The organism is Pseudomonas sp. NPDC089554 (genome assembly GCF_050280645.1).
GTDB lineage: Bacteria > Pseudomonadota > Gammaproteobacteria > Pseudomonadales > Pseudomonadaceae > Aquipseudomonas.
In genome coordinates this window covers 56404-76654 of the sequence record NZ_JBNNVR010000004.1, presented here as the reverse complement: position 1 = coordinate 76654, position 20251 = coordinate 56404, and the positions used below count along the sequence as shown (strand labels likewise).

The window sequence follows — 20251 nt, the reverse complement described above, 5'->3', positions numbered from 1 at the left end:
AGGGATGCGGCGTTCTTTATGTGACATGGCCACCTGTCTCAACCGTTCTGGCGGGAATCGTCCAGGACTTTGTACTTGAGCGTGCGGGTAGCACCTTGGCTGTCGAGGTAGACCATCTTCATGTCGACGACTTCACTTACGCTCGACGCGTTCTTGGCAGGCGAGATGCTGATGACCTCGGCAATATCCAAGCGGCCAGTATTGTGTTTGCCATGAGTGTTTTCACCGGCGAAGGCAAATACACTGGTCAACGAAAGTACAGCGGCAATTACAGTTTTCATGGGTGGCTCCTGGAAGTTTGTTGAGTCGTTTGGAAGTTCGATTCGTTTTGCTGGACTCATCTTCTCAGGCTGCCCCTGCAATGAAAAATACTCAGGGTCAATACTTGTTATTGCGTTCGTTGATGATTATTCGAGGTACCCCGTGCCCAGGCTGGGCACCTCCCGCTGCTGGGCCAGGCGCCAGCGCATCTGGTTGTCGGCCAACCAGTTGCCCAGCGCCATGGCCGGCATCGGGCGCCCCAGCAAATAGCCCTGGCCCTGGTCGCAACCGGCGTTACGCAGGAAGTCGCGTTGCGCCTCGGTCTCGATGCCCTCGGCGGTGATCCGAAAGCCCAGGGCGTGGCCCAGGTCGATGATCGCCCGGGCCACGGCGACGGCGTCGTCGTCGGTCGGCAGGTCCTTGATGAAGGCGCGGTCGATCTTCAGGTGGTCGATCGGCAACGAGCGTAGGTAGGCCAGCGATGAATACCCTGTGCCAAAGTCATCCACTGCAGTGGTCACCCCCAACGCTTGCAGTTGCGTCAGCACCGCGAAGGCCTGCTGCTGGCTCTCCATCAGCAGGCTCTCGGTGATCTCCACCTCCAGCAGGCTGGGTGGCAGGTCGTGGCGTGCCAATGCGGTGGCCAGGCTGGCCACGTAGTCGCTGCGCTCGATCTGCAAGGCCGCGACGTTGATCGCCATCGGCCCCGGCAGGCAATTGGCGGCGCGCCAGGCGGCCAACTGCGCACACGCCAGCTCCAGCACCCGCTCACCCAAGGGAATGATCAGGCCGGTACGTTCGGCCAGGGGGATGAAGTCCCCCGGCGACACCAGCCCGTGCTCCGGGTCGCGCCAGCGCAGCAGCGCCTCGACGCCCTCCAGCTGGCCACTGAACAGGTCGATCTTGGGCTGGTACCACAGCTCGAATTCGTTGAGTTCCAGCGCCCGGCGCAGGTTGCGCTCAAGCTCCAGGCGCTGCTGCAGGCGCTCGGTCATGTCTGGATGGTAGGGGCGCCAGGTGTTGCGCCCGGCCTCCTTGGCCGCGTACATGGCGGTGTCGGCATGGCGCAGCAGGCTGTCGGTGTCTTCACCGTGCTGTGGACACCAGGCAAGGCCGATACTGCCGGTCACCAGCGTGGCATTGCCATTGAGGTCGAAGGGCCGCTGCAAGCAACGCAGCAAGGCGCGCACCTGGTGGCTGACCTGGCCCTGGCTGCCTTGCAGCATGAACACGAATTCGTCGCCGCCCAGCCTGCACACCCGGTCCTGGGTATCGAGCTCCTGCAAGAAGCGCGCAGTAGCCCGTTGCAGCAACAAGTCGCCCATGGCATGGCCGAGGCTGTCGTTGACTTGCTTGAAGCCATCGATATCGAGCATCAGCACCGCCAGGCCACGGCCATGGTAGATGGCGCTACCCAGTTGGCGCTGGAACAGCACCCGGTTGGGCAAGGCGGTGATGGCGTCGTAGTGGGCCAGGCGTTCGAGCTGTGCCTGTGACTGGCGCAACTCGCGGTTGCGCTGTTGCAGCAGGCGCTGGTTGCCCTTCAAACGACTGACGAACAGGCTGAACAGCAGCGTGCTGCCCAGGCCAAGCATGAACAAGGGCGAGGCGAACAAGGTGCCGCTCGACCAGCCGCCGCGTGGCGCCGCTACCAGTTGCCATTGCCCGCCCGGCACATCGACGCCCAGGCTGACCTGGGGCGCCTCGAACAAGCGGGTATCACCCCAGATCAGCGCGCCGTGCGCGCCTTTGCCATCGGCGCCGCGCACCGCCAGGTTGATATCCTGCGCCGCTTTAAGGCCCGCCGCATCGAGCAGGCGGTCGATGTCGGCGACGATGGAGATGTTGCCCCAGTAGAAATGCACCCCGCGCTTGCCGTTGACGAAAACAGGCCTGCGGTAGATCAAGGCGCGTCCACCCTGGTACAGCTCCACAGGCCCGGCCAGCATGGGCTGGCGTCGGTCGCGGGCGGCTTGCAGCATCGGGTACTGCAGCGGCAAGCGCCGGTAATCGAGGCCAACCACGCTCTGGTTGCCCTTGAGCGGGTAGACGGCCGCGATCACATCGTTCGGCGCCATCGACACATGGCGCATGTACGGCGCCGACTCCAGCGCTTCACGGGCCATGCTCTGGAAGTGCCGGGTGCTGATGTAGCCGTCGGCCGCGAGCAACTGGGCGATGCCCTCGGTCTCGCCGAACGCGGCGCGCAACTGAGCCTCCAAGGCACCCCGCACACCCGAAAGGCGTGCCGCGACATTGGCCTCTTCCTCGGCATGGCGGCGCTGCACATCGAGGTGGCCGAGCGCGATCGACAAGCCGATACCGATCAGCGCGAAGCCGATAGGCAGCAGGCGGCCAATGGAATGACGCAGCGGCGTAGAAGACGAGTCGTCGGGCAAGGGACTGTTCAGGCTCATAGAGGACGGTCGAGGGCTATTCATCCTGTATCGGCGCACCGGCAACAATGTTGAGCCAGACTGGAGTTTTTCCAACGGTGGGCGCATGCTCGAAGCTGAAGCGTTTCACCCAACCCAGGAATGATGAGGTGCAGCCGCCTATGGACCCGCTATTCGACTCGCTGTTTCCCACCCCCCACGACATTCCCGAGGCCTGGCGCCTAGGTGAGCCCCTGGAGCAACGCGACTACCTGGTCGGCGGCGAGCTAAAGCGCTGGGATGGCCCCCTGGCCACGGTGCGCAGCCCCGTGTGGCTGCAAGGCGCCGATGGTGAACAGCAGGTGGTGCTCGGCAGCGCACCGCTGCTGGACGCTGACACCGCCCTTACCGCCCTGGAGGCGGCAGTGCAGGCCTACGACAAAGGCCGCGGCGCCTGGCCGACGATGCGCGTCGCCGAACGTATCCAGCATGTCGAGGCGTTCCTGGCCCGCATGCGCGAACAGCGCAGCGCGGTGGTCAAGCTGTTGATGTGGGAGATCGGCAAGAACCTCAAGGACGCCGAGAAAGAGTTCGACCGCACCTGCGACTACATCGTCGACACCATCGAGGCGCTCAAGGACCTCGACCGCCGCTCCAGCCGCTTCGAGCTCGAACAGGGCACCCTCGGGCAGATCCGCCGCGCACCACTCGGCGTGGCGCTGTGCATGGGGCCCTACAACTACCCGCTCAACGAAACCTTCACCACCTTGATTCCGGCACTGATCATGGGCAACACCGTGGTGTTCAAGCCGGCCAAGTTCGGCGTGCTGCTGATTCGTCCGCTGCTCGAAGCGTTCCGCGACAGCTTCCCAGCGGGGGTGATCAACGTCATCTATGGCCGTGGCCGCGAGACAGTGAGCGCCTTGATGGCCAGCGGCAAGGTCGATGTGTTCGCCTTCATCGGCACGCACAAGGCCGCCAGCGACCTGAAGAAGCTGCACCCGCGTCCACACCGGCTGCGCGCCGCACTCGGGCTGGACGCCAAGAACCCCGGCATCGTGCTGCCCCAGGTCGACCTGGACAACGCCGTCGAGGAAGCCCTGACCGGCGCGCTGTCGTTCAATGGCCAGCGTTGCACGGCGCTGAAGATCCTGTTCGTGCATGAGCAGGTGGTCGACGCGTTCCTGGAAAAATTCCAGCACAAGCTCGCCGCCCTCAAGCCCGGCATGCCCTGGATACCGGGCGTGGCCCTGACGCCACTGCCGGAACCGGGCAAGGTCGACTACCTCGATGGCCTGGTGGCCGACGCCACCGCCAAGGGCGCGCGGGTGCTCAACGAAGGCGGTGGGCAAAGCCGCGGCTCGTTCTTCTACCCCGCCCTGCTCTACCCGGTCAGCCCCGCGATGCGCGTATACCACGAGGAGCAGTTCGGCCCGGTGGTGCCCGTGGTGCCCTACCGCGACCTGCAGACCGTGATCGACTACGTGCTCGACTCCGACTACGGCCAGCAGTTGAGCCTGTTCGGCAACGACCCGGCGACCATCGGCACGCTGGTCGACACCTTCGCCAACCAGGTCGGGCGCATCAACCTCAACACCCAGTGCCAGCGCGGACCAGACACCTACCCGTTCAACGGCCGCAAGAACAGCGCCGAGGGGACCTTGTCGGTGCATGATGCGCTGCGCGTGTTCTCCATCCGCACGCTGGTGGCGAGCAAGTTCCAGGAGGCGAACAAAACCCTTATCAGCGAGATCATTCGCAATCGCCAGTCGAGTTTCCTGACCACCGACTACATCTTCTGATGCCAGGCGATAGTGGCAAGCGTGCTTATAGGTAAACGGTCTAGCCCCTGTGTCGATCTTCCCTGGGCTTGAACGACTCTAATTCACCAGCACTCACCCACCGTGAAGAGGAGACAAGCCCATGGCCGCCAAACCCATCCCCGAGGGCCAGCACAGCATCACACCGTACCTGGGCATCAAGGACGCCGCCAAGGCCATCGCGTTCTACCAACAGGCCTTCGGGGCTATCGAGATGTTCCGTCTCGATGGCCCCGACGGTCGCGTAGGCCACGCCGAGCTGAAGATCGGCGATTCGTCGCTGATGCTCGCCGACCCCTGCGACATGGAAGGCAGCCTCAAGGCCAGCCAAACCATCGACGCCCCCGCCATTGGCCTGCACCTGTACGTGGAAGACTGCGACAAGGTCTACGCCCAGGCCCTTGCAGCCGGGGCGACCCAACTGCACCCGGTGCAGGACCAGTTCTATGGCGACCGCAGCGGCACGCTGAAAGACCCGTTCGGCAACCTGTGGTTCATCGCCACCCACAAGGAAGACCTCAGCGTCGAGGAAATCCGCGCCCGCGCGGCCAAGATGTTTGGCGGTACGTGATCGACAAGCCCCAGGTTGAAAGCCGCCTCGCTTTGCTTGAAGCTTGAGGCTTGTAGCTTGGAGCTGCTTCTCAATGCGAATCATCGAAAAATCCGGCGCGCAGGTGCGCAGCCTCACGCCGGCCGAAGAAGAACTGCTGGCCGCGTTCGCTGCTGGCACCCTCTCCGGCCCGCGCCTGTTGCAGGCCAACCAGTGGCTGATGAAAGTGCGCAGCGCCAACCAGTGGCTGGCCTGCGACTGTCGCAAGGATGCCCTGCCGGTGCTCAATATCAGCCTCAATGGCAACACCGGCACACTGTTCCTGCGCAACAACCCCGACCCCCCTGAACACGCACCCGGCTGCCCGTTCACCAAGGATGAGCGCGAAGCCAGCGAGCGCAGTGAGGAAGTCGCGCCGCCCGCCGCCTGGTTGGCGCCTGACGCGCCACTGCGTCTGCTCGGCGATTTCCGCAAGGCCAGCGAAGGCGCCAGTGCAGGCAGCAGTGAGCCGGGCGAGCGACGCGAGCAGCAGCGCCTGCTGTCGTTGCTGCTGACCTGGATCGAAGCCAGCGGCCTGAATGTCTACGCCACCCACCTGAAGAAAGACCTCACCGCGCAGTTCGCCGAGCTGCGTGGCGTGGCGGCGCGCTACCCGCTGCTGGAGCGGGTGCCGGCCAGCAACTACCTGGAAACGCGCCTGGACATGAAGCACATGATGATGCTCAAGGCCCGCCTGCGCGACGCCACGGTGTTCGGCAACCACCGCCGCCACGGTCTGTTGCTCGACTGCGTCGAACAGATCAAGGGGCGCAAGCTGCTCAATGCCCGCAGCGAGGACGGCTTCGATTTCCAGGGCCACCACCTGCTCTGGGGCGGCAGCAAGACCAGTGGGCCATTGCTGGCCCTGGCGCTGTACTCGCCGGCCACTGCCGGCAGCCACTACTACGAGCTGATCCACGTAGCGAGCGTACCGGTGCTGTCGCGGGCGCACCTGTTTCCGGTCTATCGCGACGAAGAACGCGAGCCGCTCAAGGCGCTGGTGTCGCTGATCGACTGGATGGCCGGCAAGGGCGTCAAGGTGCTGATGCGCCGCCCGGTGATCGGCGGCCAGGTCATGGATGAGCTGGTGCTCACCTCGGACCAGGACCGGGTGCTGTCGGTGTCGCTGCTGGAACAGCCGGTCGGGCCGGAACCCGAAACCGAACACTTCAAGCGCTATGCCGACTTCAAGAGCCTGGAAACCTTCCGCAAGTACGTGGCGGGGTTCTTCATGCGCGAGCGCTGATTTTCACAGTCGACCCGACCTTAGAGAGGATTCCACCGTTCTCTGATCGGATCTGCACAGTCGCGCGTGCAGGTCAGGGATATGTTTCCAGCGGCAAACATACCCTGAACGATCATCAGATCACGGAGTGAATCATGCAAAGCGAAGACAGTTTTCAGCTCGGCAGGCGCAAGATCATCCTCGGTGCGTCCGCCATGGTTGCAGCCGCCGCCGTCGCCACCTCCGGCCCCGTCAGTGCGCTGCAAGCGCGCGCCGATACGCCGAACCCTGCGAAAGAACTGTCCGGCAAGCGTGCACTGGTCACTGGCGCCTCCCGGGGTATCGGCGCCGCCATCGCCTTGGCGCTGGCCGACAAGGGCGCCGATGTGGCGATCACCTATTTGCGCTCGACCGACAGTGCAACGGCGCTGGTTCGAGCGATCGAGGCAAAGGGCGTGCGGGCTCTGGCCATCCAGGCCGACAGTGGCGACCCGGCAGCGGTCACACGTTCGGTCGGGCAGGCGGTCAGGGGGCTTGGCGGCCTCGATATCCTGGTCAACAACGTCGGCATCGCCCGCCTTGGGAACTTCACCGACCTGACACTCAGCGATATCGATGCGCTACTGGCGGTGAATGTCCGCTCCGCCGTGCTGGCCATACAGGCGGCCATCCCGCACCTTGGGCAAGGTGGCCGTATCATCACCACAGGTTCCAATGCAGCAGAACGCGCGCCCTTCGCAGGTATCGCAGGCTATTCGATGACCAAGTCGGCGCTGCTTGGGCTGACCCGCCACCTCGCCCGCGAACTGGGGCCACGGGGCATCACCATCAACCTGGTGCAGCCTGGGCCGACGGAGACCGACCTCAACCCGGATGACGGCAGTGAGCTGTCGCTGATGAACCGCAAGCTGACGTCGCTTGGCCGTTACGGCAAGCCGGCCGACATTGCGGCGGTGGTGGCGTTTCTCGCAACCCCCGCGTCGAGCTTCATGACCGGGTCTTTCGTCACGGTGGACGGCGGGTACAACGCCTAGTTGCCCGGGTGCTAGCCGAGGAACAGCCGGTAGGCCGGGTTATCCGTCTCGTCCCAATAGCGGTAACCCATGGCCTCCAGCGCCTGGGGCAGCCCGCGCAGTTCGTCGTCCGGTACCTGCAATGCGGCGAACACTCGGGCTACGGCGGCGCCATGGTTGCGGTAGTGGAACAGGCTGATGTTCCAGCGCTTGCCCAAGCGCTCCAGAAAGCCCAGCAACGCACCGGGCCGCTCCGGGAATTCGAAGCGCAATACTCGCTCCTGCGCGCCAGGCGCGGCATGCCCGCCGACGGTATGGCGCACGTGCAGCTTGGCCAGTTCGTTGTCGGTCAGGTCCACTACCTCGTAGCCTTGCCCGCTCAGGCTTTGCAGTAGCGCCTGGCGGGGGTCGTGCAGCGGGTGGGTCTGCACGCCGACGAACAGCCTGGCCTCGCGCCCCGGCTGGCAGCGGTAGTTGAATTCGGTGACCTGGCGCTTGCCCAGAGCCTGGCAGAACGCCCGGAAGCTGCCCGGCCGCTCAGGGATGGTCACGGCGATGACGGCCTCGCGCTGCTCGCCCAACTCGGCTCGCTCGGCCACGTGGCGCAGTCGGTCAAAATTGATATTGGCGCCCGAGTCGATGGCCACCAGGGTCTGCCCGCACACGCCTTCGCGCGCCACGTACTTCTTGATGCCCGCCACCGCCAGGGCACCGGAGGGCTCGGTGATCGAGCGGGTGTCGTCGTAGATGTCCTTGATCGCCGCGCACAGCTCGTCGCTGCTGACCGTCAGCACCTCGTCTACGAAGTGCCGGCACAACTCGAAGCAATGGGCGCCGACCTGCGCCACTGCCACGCCGTCGGCGAAGGTGCCCACCTGCGGCAGGATCACCCGCTCGCCTGCGGCCAGGGCGGCTTGCAGGCAGTTGGAGTCTTCCGGCTCCACGCCGATCACCTTCACCTGCGGGCGCAGGTACTTGACGTAAGCAGCGATGCCCGCCACCAGCCCGCCGCCGCCCACCGGCACGAAGATCGCGTCCAGCGCGCCCGGCTGCTGGCGCAGGATCTCCATGGCCACGGTGCCTTGGCCGGCGATCACATCCGGGTCGTCAAACGGTGGTACGAAGGTCGCACCGTCACGCTCGGCCAGTTGCAGGGCGTGGGCCAGGGCATGGGGGAAACTCTCGCCGTGCAGTAGCACATGCCCGCCGCGGGAACGTACCCCGGCAACCTTCAGCTCAGGGGTGGTGGTTGGCATGACGATGGTGGCGTGCAGCCCCAGGTGCGAGGCTGCCAGGGCGACGCCCTGGGCATGGTTGCCGGCCGATGCGGTGATAACGCCGCGCGCACGCTGCGCAGGGGTCAGGCGCGAGAGCCGGGTGTAGGCGCCGCGGACCTTGAAGGAGAAAGTCGGTTGCAGGTCTTCGCGCTTGAGCAGCACCTGGTTGCCAAGGCTTGCCGACAGCGCCGGGGCCGCTTGCAGGGGCGTCTCGATGGCCAGGTCGTACACGGGCGCTGCGAGAATGCGGCGCACCTGCTCCGACAGCAATTGCTGAGGAGTGACGGCGCTGCGAGGGCTGACATTGAGGCTGGTCATCGATGACTCCTGGGAGGTTGCAGATGCCCGGGAGTCAGAGTGAAAGAACCCGCCTCCAGGGCGGGTTCGGTGCACGTACGCGCTAGCCCGCCAATCCGATAATGGCGGTAATAATGATGCTGGCGGCGTGAAGGTGCGGCTGTGTATTCATAGGCGTTGAACTTATCTTGCGCTGTTGTGGGAAGTCAACACTTGCTGCGCAGGCAAATATCGTTAGCCTGCTTTCTTTTATCCCGCCTAACGTCCATCATTGTCCCACCGCCTGCCCGCGAACGAGCTCATGACCGCACCATCCCCTGCCCCCGCCAACACCCGCGCAGTGACCCTGCAAATCCTGTCGATCGTCTTCTACACCTTCATCGCCTTTCTGTGCATTGGCCTGCCGATTGCCGTGCTGCCTGGCCATGTGCACGACCAACTGGGCTTCGGCGCGGTGGTCGCCGGTATCACCATCGGCCTGCAATACCTGGCCACACTGCTCAGCCGCCCGTTCGCCGGGCGCATCGCCGACAGCCTGGGTGGCAAACGGGCAATCGCCTATGGCTTGTATGGCATTGCCGCGTGCGGTGTGCTGACGCTGTTGTCCGGCTGGACCCTCGGCCTGCCCTGGCTGAGCCTCGGCTTACTGCTGGTCGGGCGTCTTCTGCTGGGCATCGCCCAGGGCCTGATCGGCGTCGCCACCTTGAGCTGGGGGATCAGCCAGGTCGGCCCGGAGCACACCGCCCGGGTGATTTCCTGGAACGGGATCGCTTCCTACGGCGCCATCGCCATTGGCGCGCCAGCTGGGGTGGTGATGGTGGACGAACTGGGCTTCGCCATGCTCGGGCCGGCACTGCTGGCCATGGCGCTGCTCGCGCTGCTGGTGCTGCGTACCCGCCCGGATGCAGTGGTGGAGGCGCGCGGCGAACGCCTGCCATTCTGGTCAGCCTTTGGCCGGGTGGCACCTTGTGGTCTCGGGCTGACCTTGGCGTCGATCGGCTATGGCACCCTGACCACCTTCGTCACCTTGTACTACCTGGAGCGCGGCTGGGCGGGTGCGGCCTGGTGCCTGAGCGCATTCGGCGTGTGCTTCATCGTCTCGCGGCTGTTGTTCGTCAATTCGGTGCACCGCTTCGGCGGCTACAACGTCGCCATCGCCTGCATGATCACCGAGGTGCTTGGCCTGGGGCTGCTGTGGCTCGCGCCGTCGCCGGCCTGGGCGCTGGTCGGGGCCGGGTTGACCGGCTTCGGGCTGTCGCTGGTGTATCCGGCGCTGGGCGTGGAGGCGATCAAGCAGGTGCCGAGCCACAGCCGCGGCGCAGGCCTGGGTGCCTATGCGGTGTTCTTCGACCTGGCCCTGGCGTTCGCAGGCCCGGTGATGGGCGCGCTGGCCGCGCACCTGGGCTATGCATCGATCTTCTGCATCGCGGCACTGCTCGCCCTGTCAGGGGTCGCTTTGGTCCTGTTCCTCGCCCGCCGCGTGCGCCAGCACTGAGCCCTCTGCGGGCTGCGGTGCGTCCAGCGCCTGGCTGAAGAACGAGGCCGTCTCGCTCTGCAAACCGTGGTGGATGTCGCGTCGGTCGACGCCATCAGCGTCCTTGCACAAGGCCGCCATGCGCTGGCGCTGCTCGGCATCGCAAGGGGCCATGAACACGAAGTGCCCGGCGCCGGAGAGCAGACGGTAATCGGGGGTCAATGGCAGCTTGCGCGCCAGGGCCTGGGCGTTGTGCTCCAGCGCCAGCAACTGGTCCTGGTCGCCGCTGTAGATCAATGCCGGCACCTGCACCCCTGCCAATGCATGGCGACCGAACATCAGGCTCAAGGGCGCCATCAGCATCACCGCGCCGACCCGTGGGTCGGCCTGGGCCGTCAGTTCGCTGCGGTCGGCGATCAGCACGCCGTGGGTCTTGCAGGCATCGGCATCTTGGGGGCGTTCCAGGCAATAACTGCGCAGGCGCTCCAGGTCGGGCCGTGCGCCAGACAGAATCAGCGCGGTCTCGCCACCAGCCGAGTAGCCGATCACCCCGACCTTGCCGTGGTTCAGGTAGGGCCTGAGCAAGGCGTCGTCGCGCGCTGCGCCGATTGCGGCGCTGATCTGCAACGGGCGGCCATAGAGGTTGCTGAGGGAGCCCAGTCGGCTGTGGTCGCGCAGGTTGTCCCCAGGGTGCGTTACCGCTACCACTACGAAGCCCTGGCGCGCCAGGTAAGTGGCCAGGTCATGAAGGGCCAGCGGGCTGCCGGTATTGCCATGGGACAACAGCAACAACGGATATTGCCCCATGGCCACCGGCGCGTCCTCGGCCACCTTCAGCGTGTAGCCGTCGATGCGTGTCGCTCGTGCAGGGCTGCTCGTAGGATAGAACGCCAGCGCCTGCATCGGCCGGGCATCCACCGGGTCGGCCAGGGTCAGCCGATGCAGGCCCGCCACCCAAGGCTGCGCCTCGGCACGGGCCAACAGGCCGCCGAGCAGCAGCAAGGTCAGTAGAGCACGGGTTTTCATCGATGCAGGCCTCCCCCCGAGGTGGACGGACCGCCTCAGCATAGAGCCTGCACCGAGGGCGCCAGATGAAACCTGAATGAAAAAACCGGCTGGCGCACGAGGCGACAGCCGGTTTTTTCGATACCGCTACGATCAGGCGGCGAACAGCTCGCCAGCAATCTGCGCCTGGGCGGCGTCGATGGCCTTGCTGCGGTGCTCCGGGCCATAAGCCAGGCCATGGGCACGGACGATTTCCACATCGGTGATGCCGATGAAGGTGAGGAACACCTTGAGGAACTCTTCATGACCCACGCCGGTCGGCTGGCCAAGGTGCAGGCCACCGGAGGTGGACACCAGGATCACCTTCTTGCCGCCACACAGGCCTTCGGAGCCGGCCGAGGTGTAGCGGAAGGTCTTGCCGGCGACGGCAACCCGGTCAATCCAGGCCTTGAGCTGGGTCGGCACGGTGAAGTTATACATCGGCGCGCCGATTACCACGGCATCGGCGGCAAGGAATTCGGCCAGGGTCTCGGTGCTCAGCTTGGCTTCGTGGGCCAGGGCGGCGTCGCGGGCTTCTTCTGGGGTGCCGGCGGCGAGCAAGGTGGCGGACGAGAAGTGGCTGATGGCATCGGCGGCCAGGTCACGGTAGACCACTTCGATGCTCGGGTCGGCGGCCTTCCAGGCCTCGACCACTTCGTGGCTCAGCTGGCGGGAGGCGGAATTGTCGCCCAGGATGCTCGAATCGATATGCAACAGTTTCATTGGATTCTCCTGTGAATAAAGACCGCAGCGTTGAGCGATCACGATGGCAGGCAATCCTACAGAGCCGACGAACGGCTGATTAGTCGGTAAAAATGCACTAGATTGTCCTACTGATGGAACAATGAGAGCACCTCTATGCAAGATCTCAACGATCTCTTCTACTTCGCCCGGGTGGTCGAAGCCGGTGGTTTTGCCGCCGCCGGGCGCCAGTTGGGCGTTCCCAAGTCGCGCCTGTCTCGGCGTATTGCCGAGTTGGAGGAGCGCCTTGGTACCCGTCTGCTGCAACGCACCACGCGCCAGCTGAAGCTCACCGCCGTGGGCGAGCGCTACCTGCATCACTGCCAGGCCATGTTGGCAGAGGCCGAGATGGCCGACGAGGCAGTCGCAAGCATGACCAGCGAGCCTCGCGGGCGCCTGCGAGTATCCTCGCCAGTGGCCCTGGCTCATGCGTTTCTTCCCGACGTGATCTGCCGCTTCCTGACCCAGTACCCTCAGGTGCAACTGGAGATGGTGCTGCAAAACCGCCGCGTCGACCTCATCGCCGAGGGCATCGATGTCGCACTGAGGGTGCGTGACCTGGGCGACGAAGACCCGGCCCTGGCCACCCGCCGCCTGCGCCAGGCGCAGATGCACCTGGTGGCGGCACCGGGTTTTGCCGACCATATCCAACACCCCTCGCAATTGGTAGGTCTGCCTGTACTGGGCGCCCCTGACGCGGACCGCCTGGTGCGTTTCCGCCTGCATGGGCCATACGATCAGGTACAGGAAGTGGCGCTCGAACCTCGCCTGGCCATCGACGACTTCGTCGTGCGCAAGACCGCCGCCCTCGCCGGCTTGGGTTTCACCGCGCTGCCCAGCATGAACTGCGAAGAGGAACTGGCCCGTGGCGAGCTGGTGCGCCTACTGCCGGAATGGTCGCTGCCAGGGGGTTACTTGCAGGCGGTCTACCCGCATCGACGCGGCGTGTTGCCTGCCGTGAGGGTGTGGATCGATCATCTGGCCGAAGTGTTCGACAGCTGCGGAGAACGGCATGTCTAGGAAAAGCATGAACGCCGAGCAAGTGGCCGCATTCTGCCTGGCGCTGCCCGGTGCACGGGAAGACTACAAATGGGGCGGTATCCGCGTGTTCTCGGTGGCCGGTAACAAGATGTTCGCGGTGCTCGACCTGGCCGGTGCGGGGCTGTCGTTCAAGGTGGCCGACGACCTCTTCCTTGGCTACTGCGACCGCCCTGGCGTGCGGCCCGCACCGTACCTGGCCAGGGCCCACTGGATCAGCATGCTTGCGCCCTACCCCATGGGCCGCGAGGAACTGAGCGATTTGTTGCAGCGCTCGCACCAACTGGTGGTGCGGCGCTTGCCCAAGCGCTTGCAGCCGGGGTTACTGATGCAGGACTGAGTTCAGAACAACGACCAGCGCCCGTCAAAAAACAGGTGGCTGGCCCAGAAGGCCTGGTGCATAAGGACGATGCCCCAGAACACCGCCTGATAAGAAACCTTGCGCGTCTTGTGCCGCAACAATTGCTGGGCCAGCAAGGCCCCGGGCCAACCGCCCAGCAGCTCGCAGGCGTGCAGCACTTTCTCTGGCGTGCGCCAGGCTTGGTTGCGGGCCTGGTGCTTGTCCTGCCAATACAGCAACAGGCACACCAGGCTGGCCAGAGGGTACACTGCGAGCGGCAGCCACGACTGCCCGCTCCAGGCCACCTGCGCCGCACCCAACCCGGGTAGTAGGCACAACACCAACAAAACCAGCAGCTTCAGGCGGGGGTTGCGTACCCCGCCCGAGCTGGCACTGGCACGCCGGGCCTCTTGTACGCGGGCCATATCAGCCTTGCGCGGTGGCCCAGTCGACCCAGCCGAACTGCCAGGTCGCCAGGATCAACAGGCCAAAGGCGATGCGGTACCAGGCGAACACCGCGTAGCTGTGGTTGGCGATGAATTTCAGCAGGCCACGCACGGCGATCATCGCGAAGATGAACGACACCACGAAGCCAATGGCGAACACCGGCAGGTCCGCTGGCTGGAACAGCTCACGGTATTTGTAGCCCGAATACACCGCAGCACCGACCATGGTAGGCATGGCCAGGAAGAAGGAAAACTCGGTGGCCGCCTTGCGCGACAGGCCGAACAACAGGCCGCCGATAATGGTCGAGCCGGAGCGCGAGGTACCGGGAATCATCGCCAGGCACTGCACGAAACCGATCTTCAGGGCGTGGCTCCAATGCATCTGGTCGACATGATCCACCTCGATGCGGTGCTCGCGCCGCTCGGCCCACAGCATGATGACACCGCCCACCACCAGCGCTACGGCCACGGTGATCGGGTTGAACAGGTATTCGTGGATCAGGTCGGCGAACAGCACCCCCAGTATCACTGCCGGCATGAAGGCCACCAGCAGGTTGGCGGTGAAGCGCTGGGCGTTGCTTTGGCTGGGCAGCCCTACCACGACCTCGATGATCTTGCGGCGAAACTCCCACACCACCGCCAGGATCGCCCCCAGCTGGATGATGATGTTGAACGCCATGGCGCATTCACCGCCGAAGTCGATCAGGTCGGCGACAATGATCTGGTGACCGGTGCTGGAAATCGGCAAGAACTCCGTCAAGCCTTCAACGATACCCAGGATGATTGCCTGAAAGGCACTCCAAAAATCCATCAACTCCCCCAAATGGTCCGCTGCTCCAGCAGCGTCCTCGTTCTCTCTATATTCGTGTGGTTGCCGCAGGCGGCACGCCGTTTTACAGCGACCTGTGACTGCAAGGCCAGCGGAAAATTACTACAAGACTAAAGGTTTCATCTTGCGCGGCCGAAATGCTAACAGAGGCTCTGCGCAAAAGGCTTGCGCTATACGCACCATGGATGGGCAGATCCGGCACTTAGCCAATGGTCGAGTGGGTAGTAGCACCCGGCCATGATTGGATGCCCTCTAATAAAAAGAACAATGTGGAGTAACCATTTTTATGAAGAGCCTAAGGTCGATGTCGATCAGCCGACGCCTGTCGCTGATCCTGCTGGTGGCCGTCGCCATGCTGGCGGTGTTGGGAATGATGATGCTGCGCCAGATCCATGGCGACCTTTACCAGGCCAAGGCCGAGAAGACCCGCCACGTAGTCCAGACCGCCGTCGGCGTGCTGGCCTACTACCAGGGCCTGGAAGCGGCCGGCACCCTCACCCGCGAGGTTGCCCAGCAGCAGGCGCTGCAAGTGGTGCGCGGCCTGCGCTACGCCAAGGATGACTACTTCTGGATCAACGACCTGGGGCCGAAGATGGTGATGCACCCGGTCAATGCCAAGCTCAACGGCCAGGACCTGTCCGGCATCCGCGACCCTGATGGTTTCGCCGTGTTCAACGAAATGGTCACCCTGGCGCGCAGCCAGGGTGCGGGGCCGGTCGACTACCGCTGGCCCAAGCCTGGGGCCGAGGAGCCGGTGCCCAAGACCTCGTACATCGAGCTGTTCAAGCCCTGGGGTTGGATCATCGGCTCGGGGGTGTACGTCGACGACGTGCAGGCCGAGTTCGGCCGCCAGGTCCGCGACGCCTCGCTGGTAGGCCTGGCAGTCGCCGCGCTGATGGCCCTGCTGGTGTGGCTGATTGCGCGCAGCATCGCCCGACCGTTGCAGGAAGCGGTGCAGGCGATGGGCAATATCGCCAGCGGCGAAAGCGACCTGACCCGCCGCCTGGACACCCAGGGCCGCGACGAAATCACCCACCTGGGCGAGCACTTCAATCGCTTCAACGGCAAGTTGCAGGGCGTGGTCGGCCAGTTGCAAGGCACCGCCCATGCCCTGGCCCAGTCCGCCGGACACGTCGGCGACAACGCCGGCACGGCGCAGCAGCACAGCGCCCAGCAGTCGTTGCAGATGGACCAGGTGGCCACTGCCGTCAACGAAGTCACCTACGCCGTGCAGGACGTGGCCAAGAACGCCGAGCAGGCGGCAGATGAAATGCGCAGCGCCCAGCAGCAGGTGCAACATGGCCAGGAAGCGATCCACGGCAGCCTGCAGCAGATCGACCGGCTTTCGGCGACCATCGAGCAGGCCGAACAGGTCATCCGCGACCTCGCCGGGCACAGCACCAAAATCGGTGGCGTGCTGGAAGTGATTCGCTCGATCGCCGAGCAGACCAACCTGCTGGCGCTCAACGCTGCCATTGAGGCCGCGCGGGCTGGCGAACAGGGGCGCGGCTTCGCGGTGGTGGCGGACGAGGTGCGTCTTCTCGCCCAGCGTACGGCGCAGTCCACTGCAGAAATCCAGACGATGATCGAGCACCTGCAAGGCCAGTCGGAGGCGGCGGTAAAAGCCATCGGCACCAGCAGCGAAGCCTCGCGCCAGACCGTCGAGCAGGCCCGCGAGGCCGGCACCAGCCTGGATGCCATCAACCAGGCGTTGCACAACCTGGCGGCGCTCAACACCTCCATTGCCAGTGCCACCTTGCAGCAGTCGCACGTGGTCGAGGACATCAACCGGACCGTGCTCGACACGGCTGGGTTGTCGCAGCAGACCGCCGAGTCCGCACGCCAGTCGAGCGATGCCGGCACGACGCTGGCGCGCCTGAGCCAGGAACTGGAGCAGTTGCTGCGCCAATTCCGCGTCTGACCTGCCCACACCCGCCCACAGGAGCACTGCACACCTGTGGGCGATTCACCTTCCCAGCCCTACACGCTACAATCGCGCCCTTTCCCCTTCCCAAGGATCGCCGATGTCCGGCCTCGAACTCTTCGCCGCCGCGCTCGGCGTCATCGCCGTGTGGCTGACGGTCCGGCAGAACCCCTGGTGCTGGCCGATCGGCCTGGTGATGGTGGTGCTCTACAGCTGGATCTTCTACGAAGTGAAGCTGTATTCGGACATGCTTCTGCAACTGGTCTATGCCGTGCTGCAACTGTACGGCTGGTGGCAATGGACCCGTCCAGGCCGGGTGCAGGACGCGCGCCAGGTCTCGCGCCTGGCAACCACACCCTTGCTGGCGGGGCTGGCCTTAGGCCTGGTCACCAGCCTGCTGCTCGGCGCCGCCATGGCGCACTGGACAGACGCCGCGCAGCCCTGGCTGGACGCAGCCTTGACCGGTTTCAGCCTGGTTGCGCAAGTGTGGATGGCACAAAAACGCCTGCAATGCTGGGCGCTGTGGGTGGTGGTCGACGTGATTTTCGTCGGCCTGTTCCTGTACAAGGGCCTGTACCTCACTGCCGCGCTGTACGCGCTGTTCACCCTGCTCGCCGTACGCGGCTGGCTCGAATGGCGACGCGACCCGGCACTGGCAACAGCATGAAGGTCGTGGTGCTGTGTGGCCCGGAATCCAGCGGCAAGAGCTGGCTCAGTGGCGAGATCCAGGCGCGCTTCGGCGGCCTCACGGTGGGTGAGTACGTGCGCCACTTCATCGACCAGGAGCAACGCGACACCTGCTACGCCGACATTCCGGCGATCGCCCGCGGCCAGTTGGCCTGGGAAGACCAGGCCCGCGAGCAGGCACCGGCTCTGCTGATCCTCGATACCCACCTGCTCAGTAACATCCTGTGGAGCCGCGTGCTGTTCGACGACTGCCCGGCGTGGCTGGAGCAGGCGCTGCTCGCTCGCCACTACGACCTGCACTTGCTGCTCAGCCCCCAGGGGGTGGACTGGGTGGGTGACGGCCAGCGATGCCAGCCCAACCTGCAAGAGCGCCAGGCATTTTTCGATGACAGCCAGCGCTGGTTGCATCGACATGGGCAACCGCTGCAAGTGATTGCAGGCGACTGGTCGCAGCGCCGGGAGGCGGCGCTGTCGGCAGTGGCCAGGTTGCTGGAGTCCGCCACCAACGTCGACTGTTAACGCGGCGATACACCTTCGTTGTCGCAAACCCCCATTGCTGGGGCCTCTTGCGCACAATCGGGGAACTGTCTCAGCGCTGATACAGTGCCTTCCAGCCCTGGCAAAGCCCCGTTCTACACGCCTTCCGCGCTCAGGGCAGGCGCAGTTGTATCAGTGGTGATACAACAAAAAACCGTCACGCCCAGGTCAATACCACAAGCCTTTGATAACCCTACGAAAATAAAAACTGGCACAGCCTTCGCTCTAGTACTCGCAACGCTCAAGGGCCAGCGTCTCGAGAAGGGAGCACCGTCGTGGGGAATCAGCACAACACACTGCCTGCACTGCTCATTCTGAGTTGCCTCGGGGCCGCGACCCTGCCGGCCCCGGCCCTGGCCGAGGGCAACGGCGTGGTCATCGTTACCCGCGACGTACAACCGCGCCAGGCCGACCGCCGCACCGGTACCCCAGACCCCTACCCGATCAGCGCCAATACCAACGAGTCGACCCGCATCCAAGCCCAGACCAACGAACTGAGCGACGGTGATTTCGCCAACGTCGCCAGCGGCGCGATCGTCAACCGCATCATCCAGACCGACGGCTCCGGCACCCTGCGTGGCATGAGCACCGCCACGGCACAACTGCCCGGCATGCGCGGTGGTGCAAGCACCGGCTCCGCCAGCGGCGCAAGCATCTCCAACACCGTCAACCAGAACGTGCAGCGCGGCATGGCCCCGCTGCAAATCCTGACCCGGGGCCAATGACATGCGCACCCTGAAAACCTCCTTGCTGTGCCTGGCCCTGGGCTGCACCAGCAGCGCCTTCGCCGCCTCGCCCGTGGTGGACAACGCCACCCTCGACACCAGCGGCAGCGCTTACCGCGGCAACCTGAACATCAACCAGGCTGCTGGCGATGCCCAGCAGCAGGCCAACGTGCGGGCCATCGCCATCGGCACCGAGGCCCACGCCAACACCCAGGTTCGCCAGGGCAGCGATTTTCGCGCCAACCCGGCCCTGGATGCCAGCGCCAGCATCACCGGCAATGCCTTCAGCAATGGCAACGGCATGCTCGGCATCAACCAATCGGCCGGTGCTGCCACGCAGCAGGCCAACGTGGTGCGCATCAGCATCAGCGCAGTTCCACAGAACATCGACGACAGCATTCTCAGCCAGCAGAACGTCTCGCTGGCCAATGGCTCCGACGCAACTGATCGCACACCCGGCAGTCGCCTGGTCACTACCAGTGACCAGGCCTTCACCGGCAGCCGTGGCGTGATCCAGTTGAATCAGAGCGCCGGGGTGGGCAACCGAATGGCCAACACCCTGAGCGTCCGGGTCGCAGACTGACCCAGCGGCAACACACAACAACACTTAACAACGAAAATATAAGCGGAGAAACACCATGAAACCTAAAATGGCACTCAAGCCTCTGGTATTCGCCCTCGCTGCGGTCATGGCAGTTGCTGCACAAGCTGGCGGACGTGACGATGATCGCGGCCGCGGCGGCCATAACAATGGCCACAACAATTATGAAAACCTGCTGGTACAGCTGATGGTGACCGCAGGCTCTGCCGCCACCGTGCTGGACACCCAGGCCAACTCCGGCAACCGCGTGCTCAACCAAGGCACCCGCAACGATGCCAAGATGGACAACTCGGCCAACGGCTCGCAGGGCAACCTCGGCGCCAACATCGCCGCCGGTGACGGCAACCAGCAGGACAACGTCGCTGCCATCGCCACCGCCGATGAAAGCTTCATCTTCGGCAGTGCCGTGGCCATGTCCCAGGCCACTCAGAGCAACGTCGGCAACACCGTCAAGAACCTCTCCACGTCCAACAATGCCAACCTCACCGGCTCTGCCAACAACAGCTCCGGCAACATCGGCATCAACGTGACCGCTGGCGACTTCAACCAACAGAAAAACAACCTGGCGATCGCCGTTTCCGGTGGCCGCGTAGCCGCCGCCACTGGCGCTGCCAACCAGGCTGTGACTGGCCTGTCGGTCAACAACAAGGCCGACCGTACCTACAGCAAGGAAACCCTCACCTCCACCTTCGTCGCCGCCGGCCACTACCAAGGCAATGGCTGGGGCTATGTGGAAGACGAGAGCAGCCGTGATCGCCATGGCAAAGTCGACAAAGATCCTCTGAAATTCCACGAAGAGGGCACCTTCGGCCTGGCTGGCGTCGCTTCCTACCAAGTGCTGACCCCCACCGGCTGGCGCAACCCTGTGACCAACACCGCCAACATGACCAACTCGCTGAACGGCGTGTCGGGCAACGTCGGCGCCAACGTGTCGGCCGGCAGTGGCAACCAGCAGACCAACTCGCTGTCCATCGCCGCAGGTTGCAAAGCCTGCATGTAACAGCAGTC

20 protein-coding genes and 1 pseudogene are annotated in these 20251 nt (G+C 64.6%); 14 read left to right on the top strand and 7 right to left on the bottom strand.

The window, feature by feature from the left end:
* Positions 1-38: 38 nt before the first annotated feature.
* Together ACQKPE_RS02650 and ACQKPE_RS02645 are read right to left on the bottom strand one after the other, a co-directional pair.
* Positions 39-281, bottom strand: coding sequence for a DUF2790 domain-containing protein (locus ACQKPE_RS02650; RefSeq protein WP_427663210.1), 243 nt, complete (start codon positions 279-281; stop codon positions 39-41).
* A 126-nt stretch (positions 282-407) separates the two neighbouring features.
* The gene (locus tag ACQKPE_RS02645; RefSeq protein WP_427663209.1) at positions 408-2678 is read right to left on the bottom strand and encodes a putative bifunctional diguanylate cyclase/phosphodiesterase; all 2271 of its coding nucleotides are present in this window, start codon (positions 2676-2678) and stop codon (positions 408-410) included.
* 140 nt (positions 2679-2818) lie between these two features.
* Between ACQKPE_RS02645 and ACQKPE_RS02640 the strand changes: the two genes are divergently transcribed.
* The 4 genes from ACQKPE_RS02640 to ACQKPE_RS02625 all read left to right on the top strand — a co-directional run bounded on the left by ACQKPE_RS02640 (position 2819) and on the right by ACQKPE_RS02625 (position 7304).
* On the top strand, positions 2819-4438 hold the full coding sequence (locus ACQKPE_RS02640) for an NADP-dependent glyceraldehyde-3-phosphate dehydrogenase (RefSeq protein WP_427663208.1): 1620 nt from the start codon (positions 2819-2821) through the stop codon (positions 4436-4438).
* 121 nt (positions 4439-4559) lie between these two features.
* Positions 4560-5027: a VOC family protein gene (locus tag ACQKPE_RS02635; protein WP_427663207.1), complete on the top strand. Its 468-nt coding sequence runs from the start codon at positions 4560-4562 to the stop codon at positions 5025-5027.
* A gap of 73 nt (positions 5028-5100) precedes the next feature.
* Positions 5101-6291 carry a hypothetical protein gene (locus ACQKPE_RS02630; protein WP_427663206.1) on the top strand — a complete coding sequence of 397 codons (1191 nt, stop codon included), beginning with the start codon at positions 5101-5103 and terminating at the stop codon, positions 6289-6291.
* A 134-nt stretch (positions 6292-6425) separates the two neighbouring features.
* Positions 6426-7304: an SDR family NAD(P)-dependent oxidoreductase gene (locus tag ACQKPE_RS02625; RefSeq protein ID WP_427663205.1), complete on the top strand. Its 879-nt coding sequence runs from the start codon at positions 6426-6428 to the stop codon at positions 7302-7304.
* Between the two features lie 11 nt (positions 7305-7315).
* On the opposite strand, the gene ilvA is transcribed toward ACQKPE_RS02625, so the two are convergent.
* Complete coding sequence (gene ilvA / locus ACQKPE_RS02620; RefSeq protein ID WP_427663204.1) at positions 7316-8878, bottom strand: threonine ammonia-lyase, biosynthetic; 1563 nt, start codon at positions 8876-8878, stop codon at positions 7316-7318.
* A 280-nt stretch (positions 8879-9158) separates the two neighbouring features.
* On the opposite strand from ilvA, the gene ACQKPE_RS02615 reads away from it, so the two are divergent.
* A complete protein-coding gene (locus ACQKPE_RS02615) occupies positions 9159-10352 on the top strand; it encodes an MFS transporter (RefSeq protein WP_427663203.1) in 1194 nt (397 codons plus the stop codon).
* Here the strand turns inward: ACQKPE_RS02615 and ACQKPE_RS02610 are convergent.
* Together ACQKPE_RS02610 and ACQKPE_RS02605 are read right to left on the bottom strand one after the other, a co-directional pair.
* A complete protein-coding gene (locus ACQKPE_RS02610; protein WP_427663202.1) occupies positions 10302-11357 on the bottom strand; it encodes an alpha/beta hydrolase family protein in 1056 nt (351 codons plus the stop codon). The genes ACQKPE_RS02615 and ACQKPE_RS02610 overlap by 51 nt on opposite strands.
* 132 nt (positions 11358-11489) lie before the next feature.
* The gene (locus ACQKPE_RS02605; protein ID WP_427663201.1) at positions 11490-12098 is read right to left on the bottom strand and encodes an FMN-dependent NADH-azoreductase; all 609 of its coding nucleotides are present in this window, start codon (positions 12096-12098) and stop codon (positions 11490-11492) included.
* A 135-nt stretch (positions 12099-12233) separates the two neighbouring features.
* Here ACQKPE_RS02605 and ACQKPE_RS02600 point away from each other — a divergent pair, with 135 nt between their 5' ends.
* Positions 12234-13136, top strand: a complete 903-nt coding sequence (locus ACQKPE_RS02600) for a LysR substrate-binding domain-containing protein (protein WP_427663200.1) — start codon at positions 12234-12236, stop codon at positions 13134-13136.
* Between the two features lie 7 nt (positions 13137-13143).
* Positions 13144-13494: an MmcQ/YjbR family DNA-binding protein gene (locus tag ACQKPE_RS02595; protein ID WP_427663245.1), complete on the top strand. Its 351-nt coding sequence runs from the start codon at positions 13144-13146 to the stop codon at positions 13492-13494.
* A 2-nt stretch (positions 13495-13496) separates the two neighbouring features.
* Here the strand turns inward: ACQKPE_RS02595 and ACQKPE_RS02590 are convergent, their stop codons facing one another.
* Positions 13497-13919, bottom strand: a complete 423-nt coding sequence (locus tag ACQKPE_RS02590; protein WP_427663199.1) for a DUF1294 domain-containing protein — start codon at positions 13917-13919, stop codon at positions 13497-13499.
* A 1-nt stretch (position 13920) separates the two neighbouring features.
* Positions 13921-14751: an undecaprenyl-diphosphate phosphatase gene (locus tag ACQKPE_RS02585; RefSeq protein WP_427663198.1), complete on the bottom strand. Its 831-nt coding sequence runs from the start codon at positions 14749-14751 to the stop codon at positions 13921-13923.
* A gap of 304 nt (positions 14752-15055) precedes the next feature.
* Between ACQKPE_RS02585 and ACQKPE_RS02580 the strand changes: the two are divergent.
* The 7 genes and pseudogenes from ACQKPE_RS02580 to ACQKPE_RS02550 form a co-directional block, all read left to right on the top strand.
* Positions 15056-15817: pseudogene (locus ACQKPE_RS02580) on the top strand (cache domain-containing protein); the annotation flags it as partial.
* A gap of 138 nt (positions 15818-15955) precedes the next feature.
* Positions 15956-16690, top strand: coding sequence for a methyl-accepting chemotaxis protein (locus tag ACQKPE_RS02575; RefSeq protein WP_427663244.1), 735 nt, complete (start codon positions 15956-15958; stop codon positions 16688-16690).
* A gap of 103 nt (positions 16691-16793) precedes the next feature.
* Entirely contained in the window at positions 16794-17360 is a 567-nt protein-coding gene (pnuC, locus tag ACQKPE_RS02570) for a nicotinamide riboside transporter PnuC (protein WP_427663197.1), read from the top strand.
* Positions 17357-17899 (top strand): AAA family ATPase, encoded by a 543-nt coding sequence (locus ACQKPE_RS02565; RefSeq protein WP_427663243.1) that lies wholly within the window; start codon positions 17357-17359, stop codon positions 17897-17899. The genes pnuC and ACQKPE_RS02565 overlap by 4 nt, the downstream gene beginning before the upstream one ends.
* 293 nt (positions 17900-18192) lie before the next feature.
* The gene (locus ACQKPE_RS02560) at positions 18193-18642 is read left to right on the top strand and encodes a hypothetical protein (RefSeq protein ID WP_427663196.1); all 450 of its coding nucleotides are present in this window, start codon (positions 18193-18195) and stop codon (positions 18640-18642) included.
* A 10-nt stretch (positions 18643-18652) separates the two neighbouring features.
* Positions 18653-19225: an adhesin gene (locus ACQKPE_RS02555; protein WP_427663242.1), complete on the top strand. Its 573-nt coding sequence runs from the start codon at positions 18653-18655 to the stop codon at positions 19223-19225.
* 55 nt (positions 19226-19280) lie between these two features.
* The gene (locus ACQKPE_RS02550; RefSeq protein ID WP_427663195.1) at positions 19281-20243 is read left to right on the top strand and encodes a heme utilization protein; all 963 of its coding nucleotides are present in this window, start codon (positions 19281-19283) and stop codon (positions 20241-20243) included.
* Positions 20244-20251 lie beyond the last annotated feature (8 nt).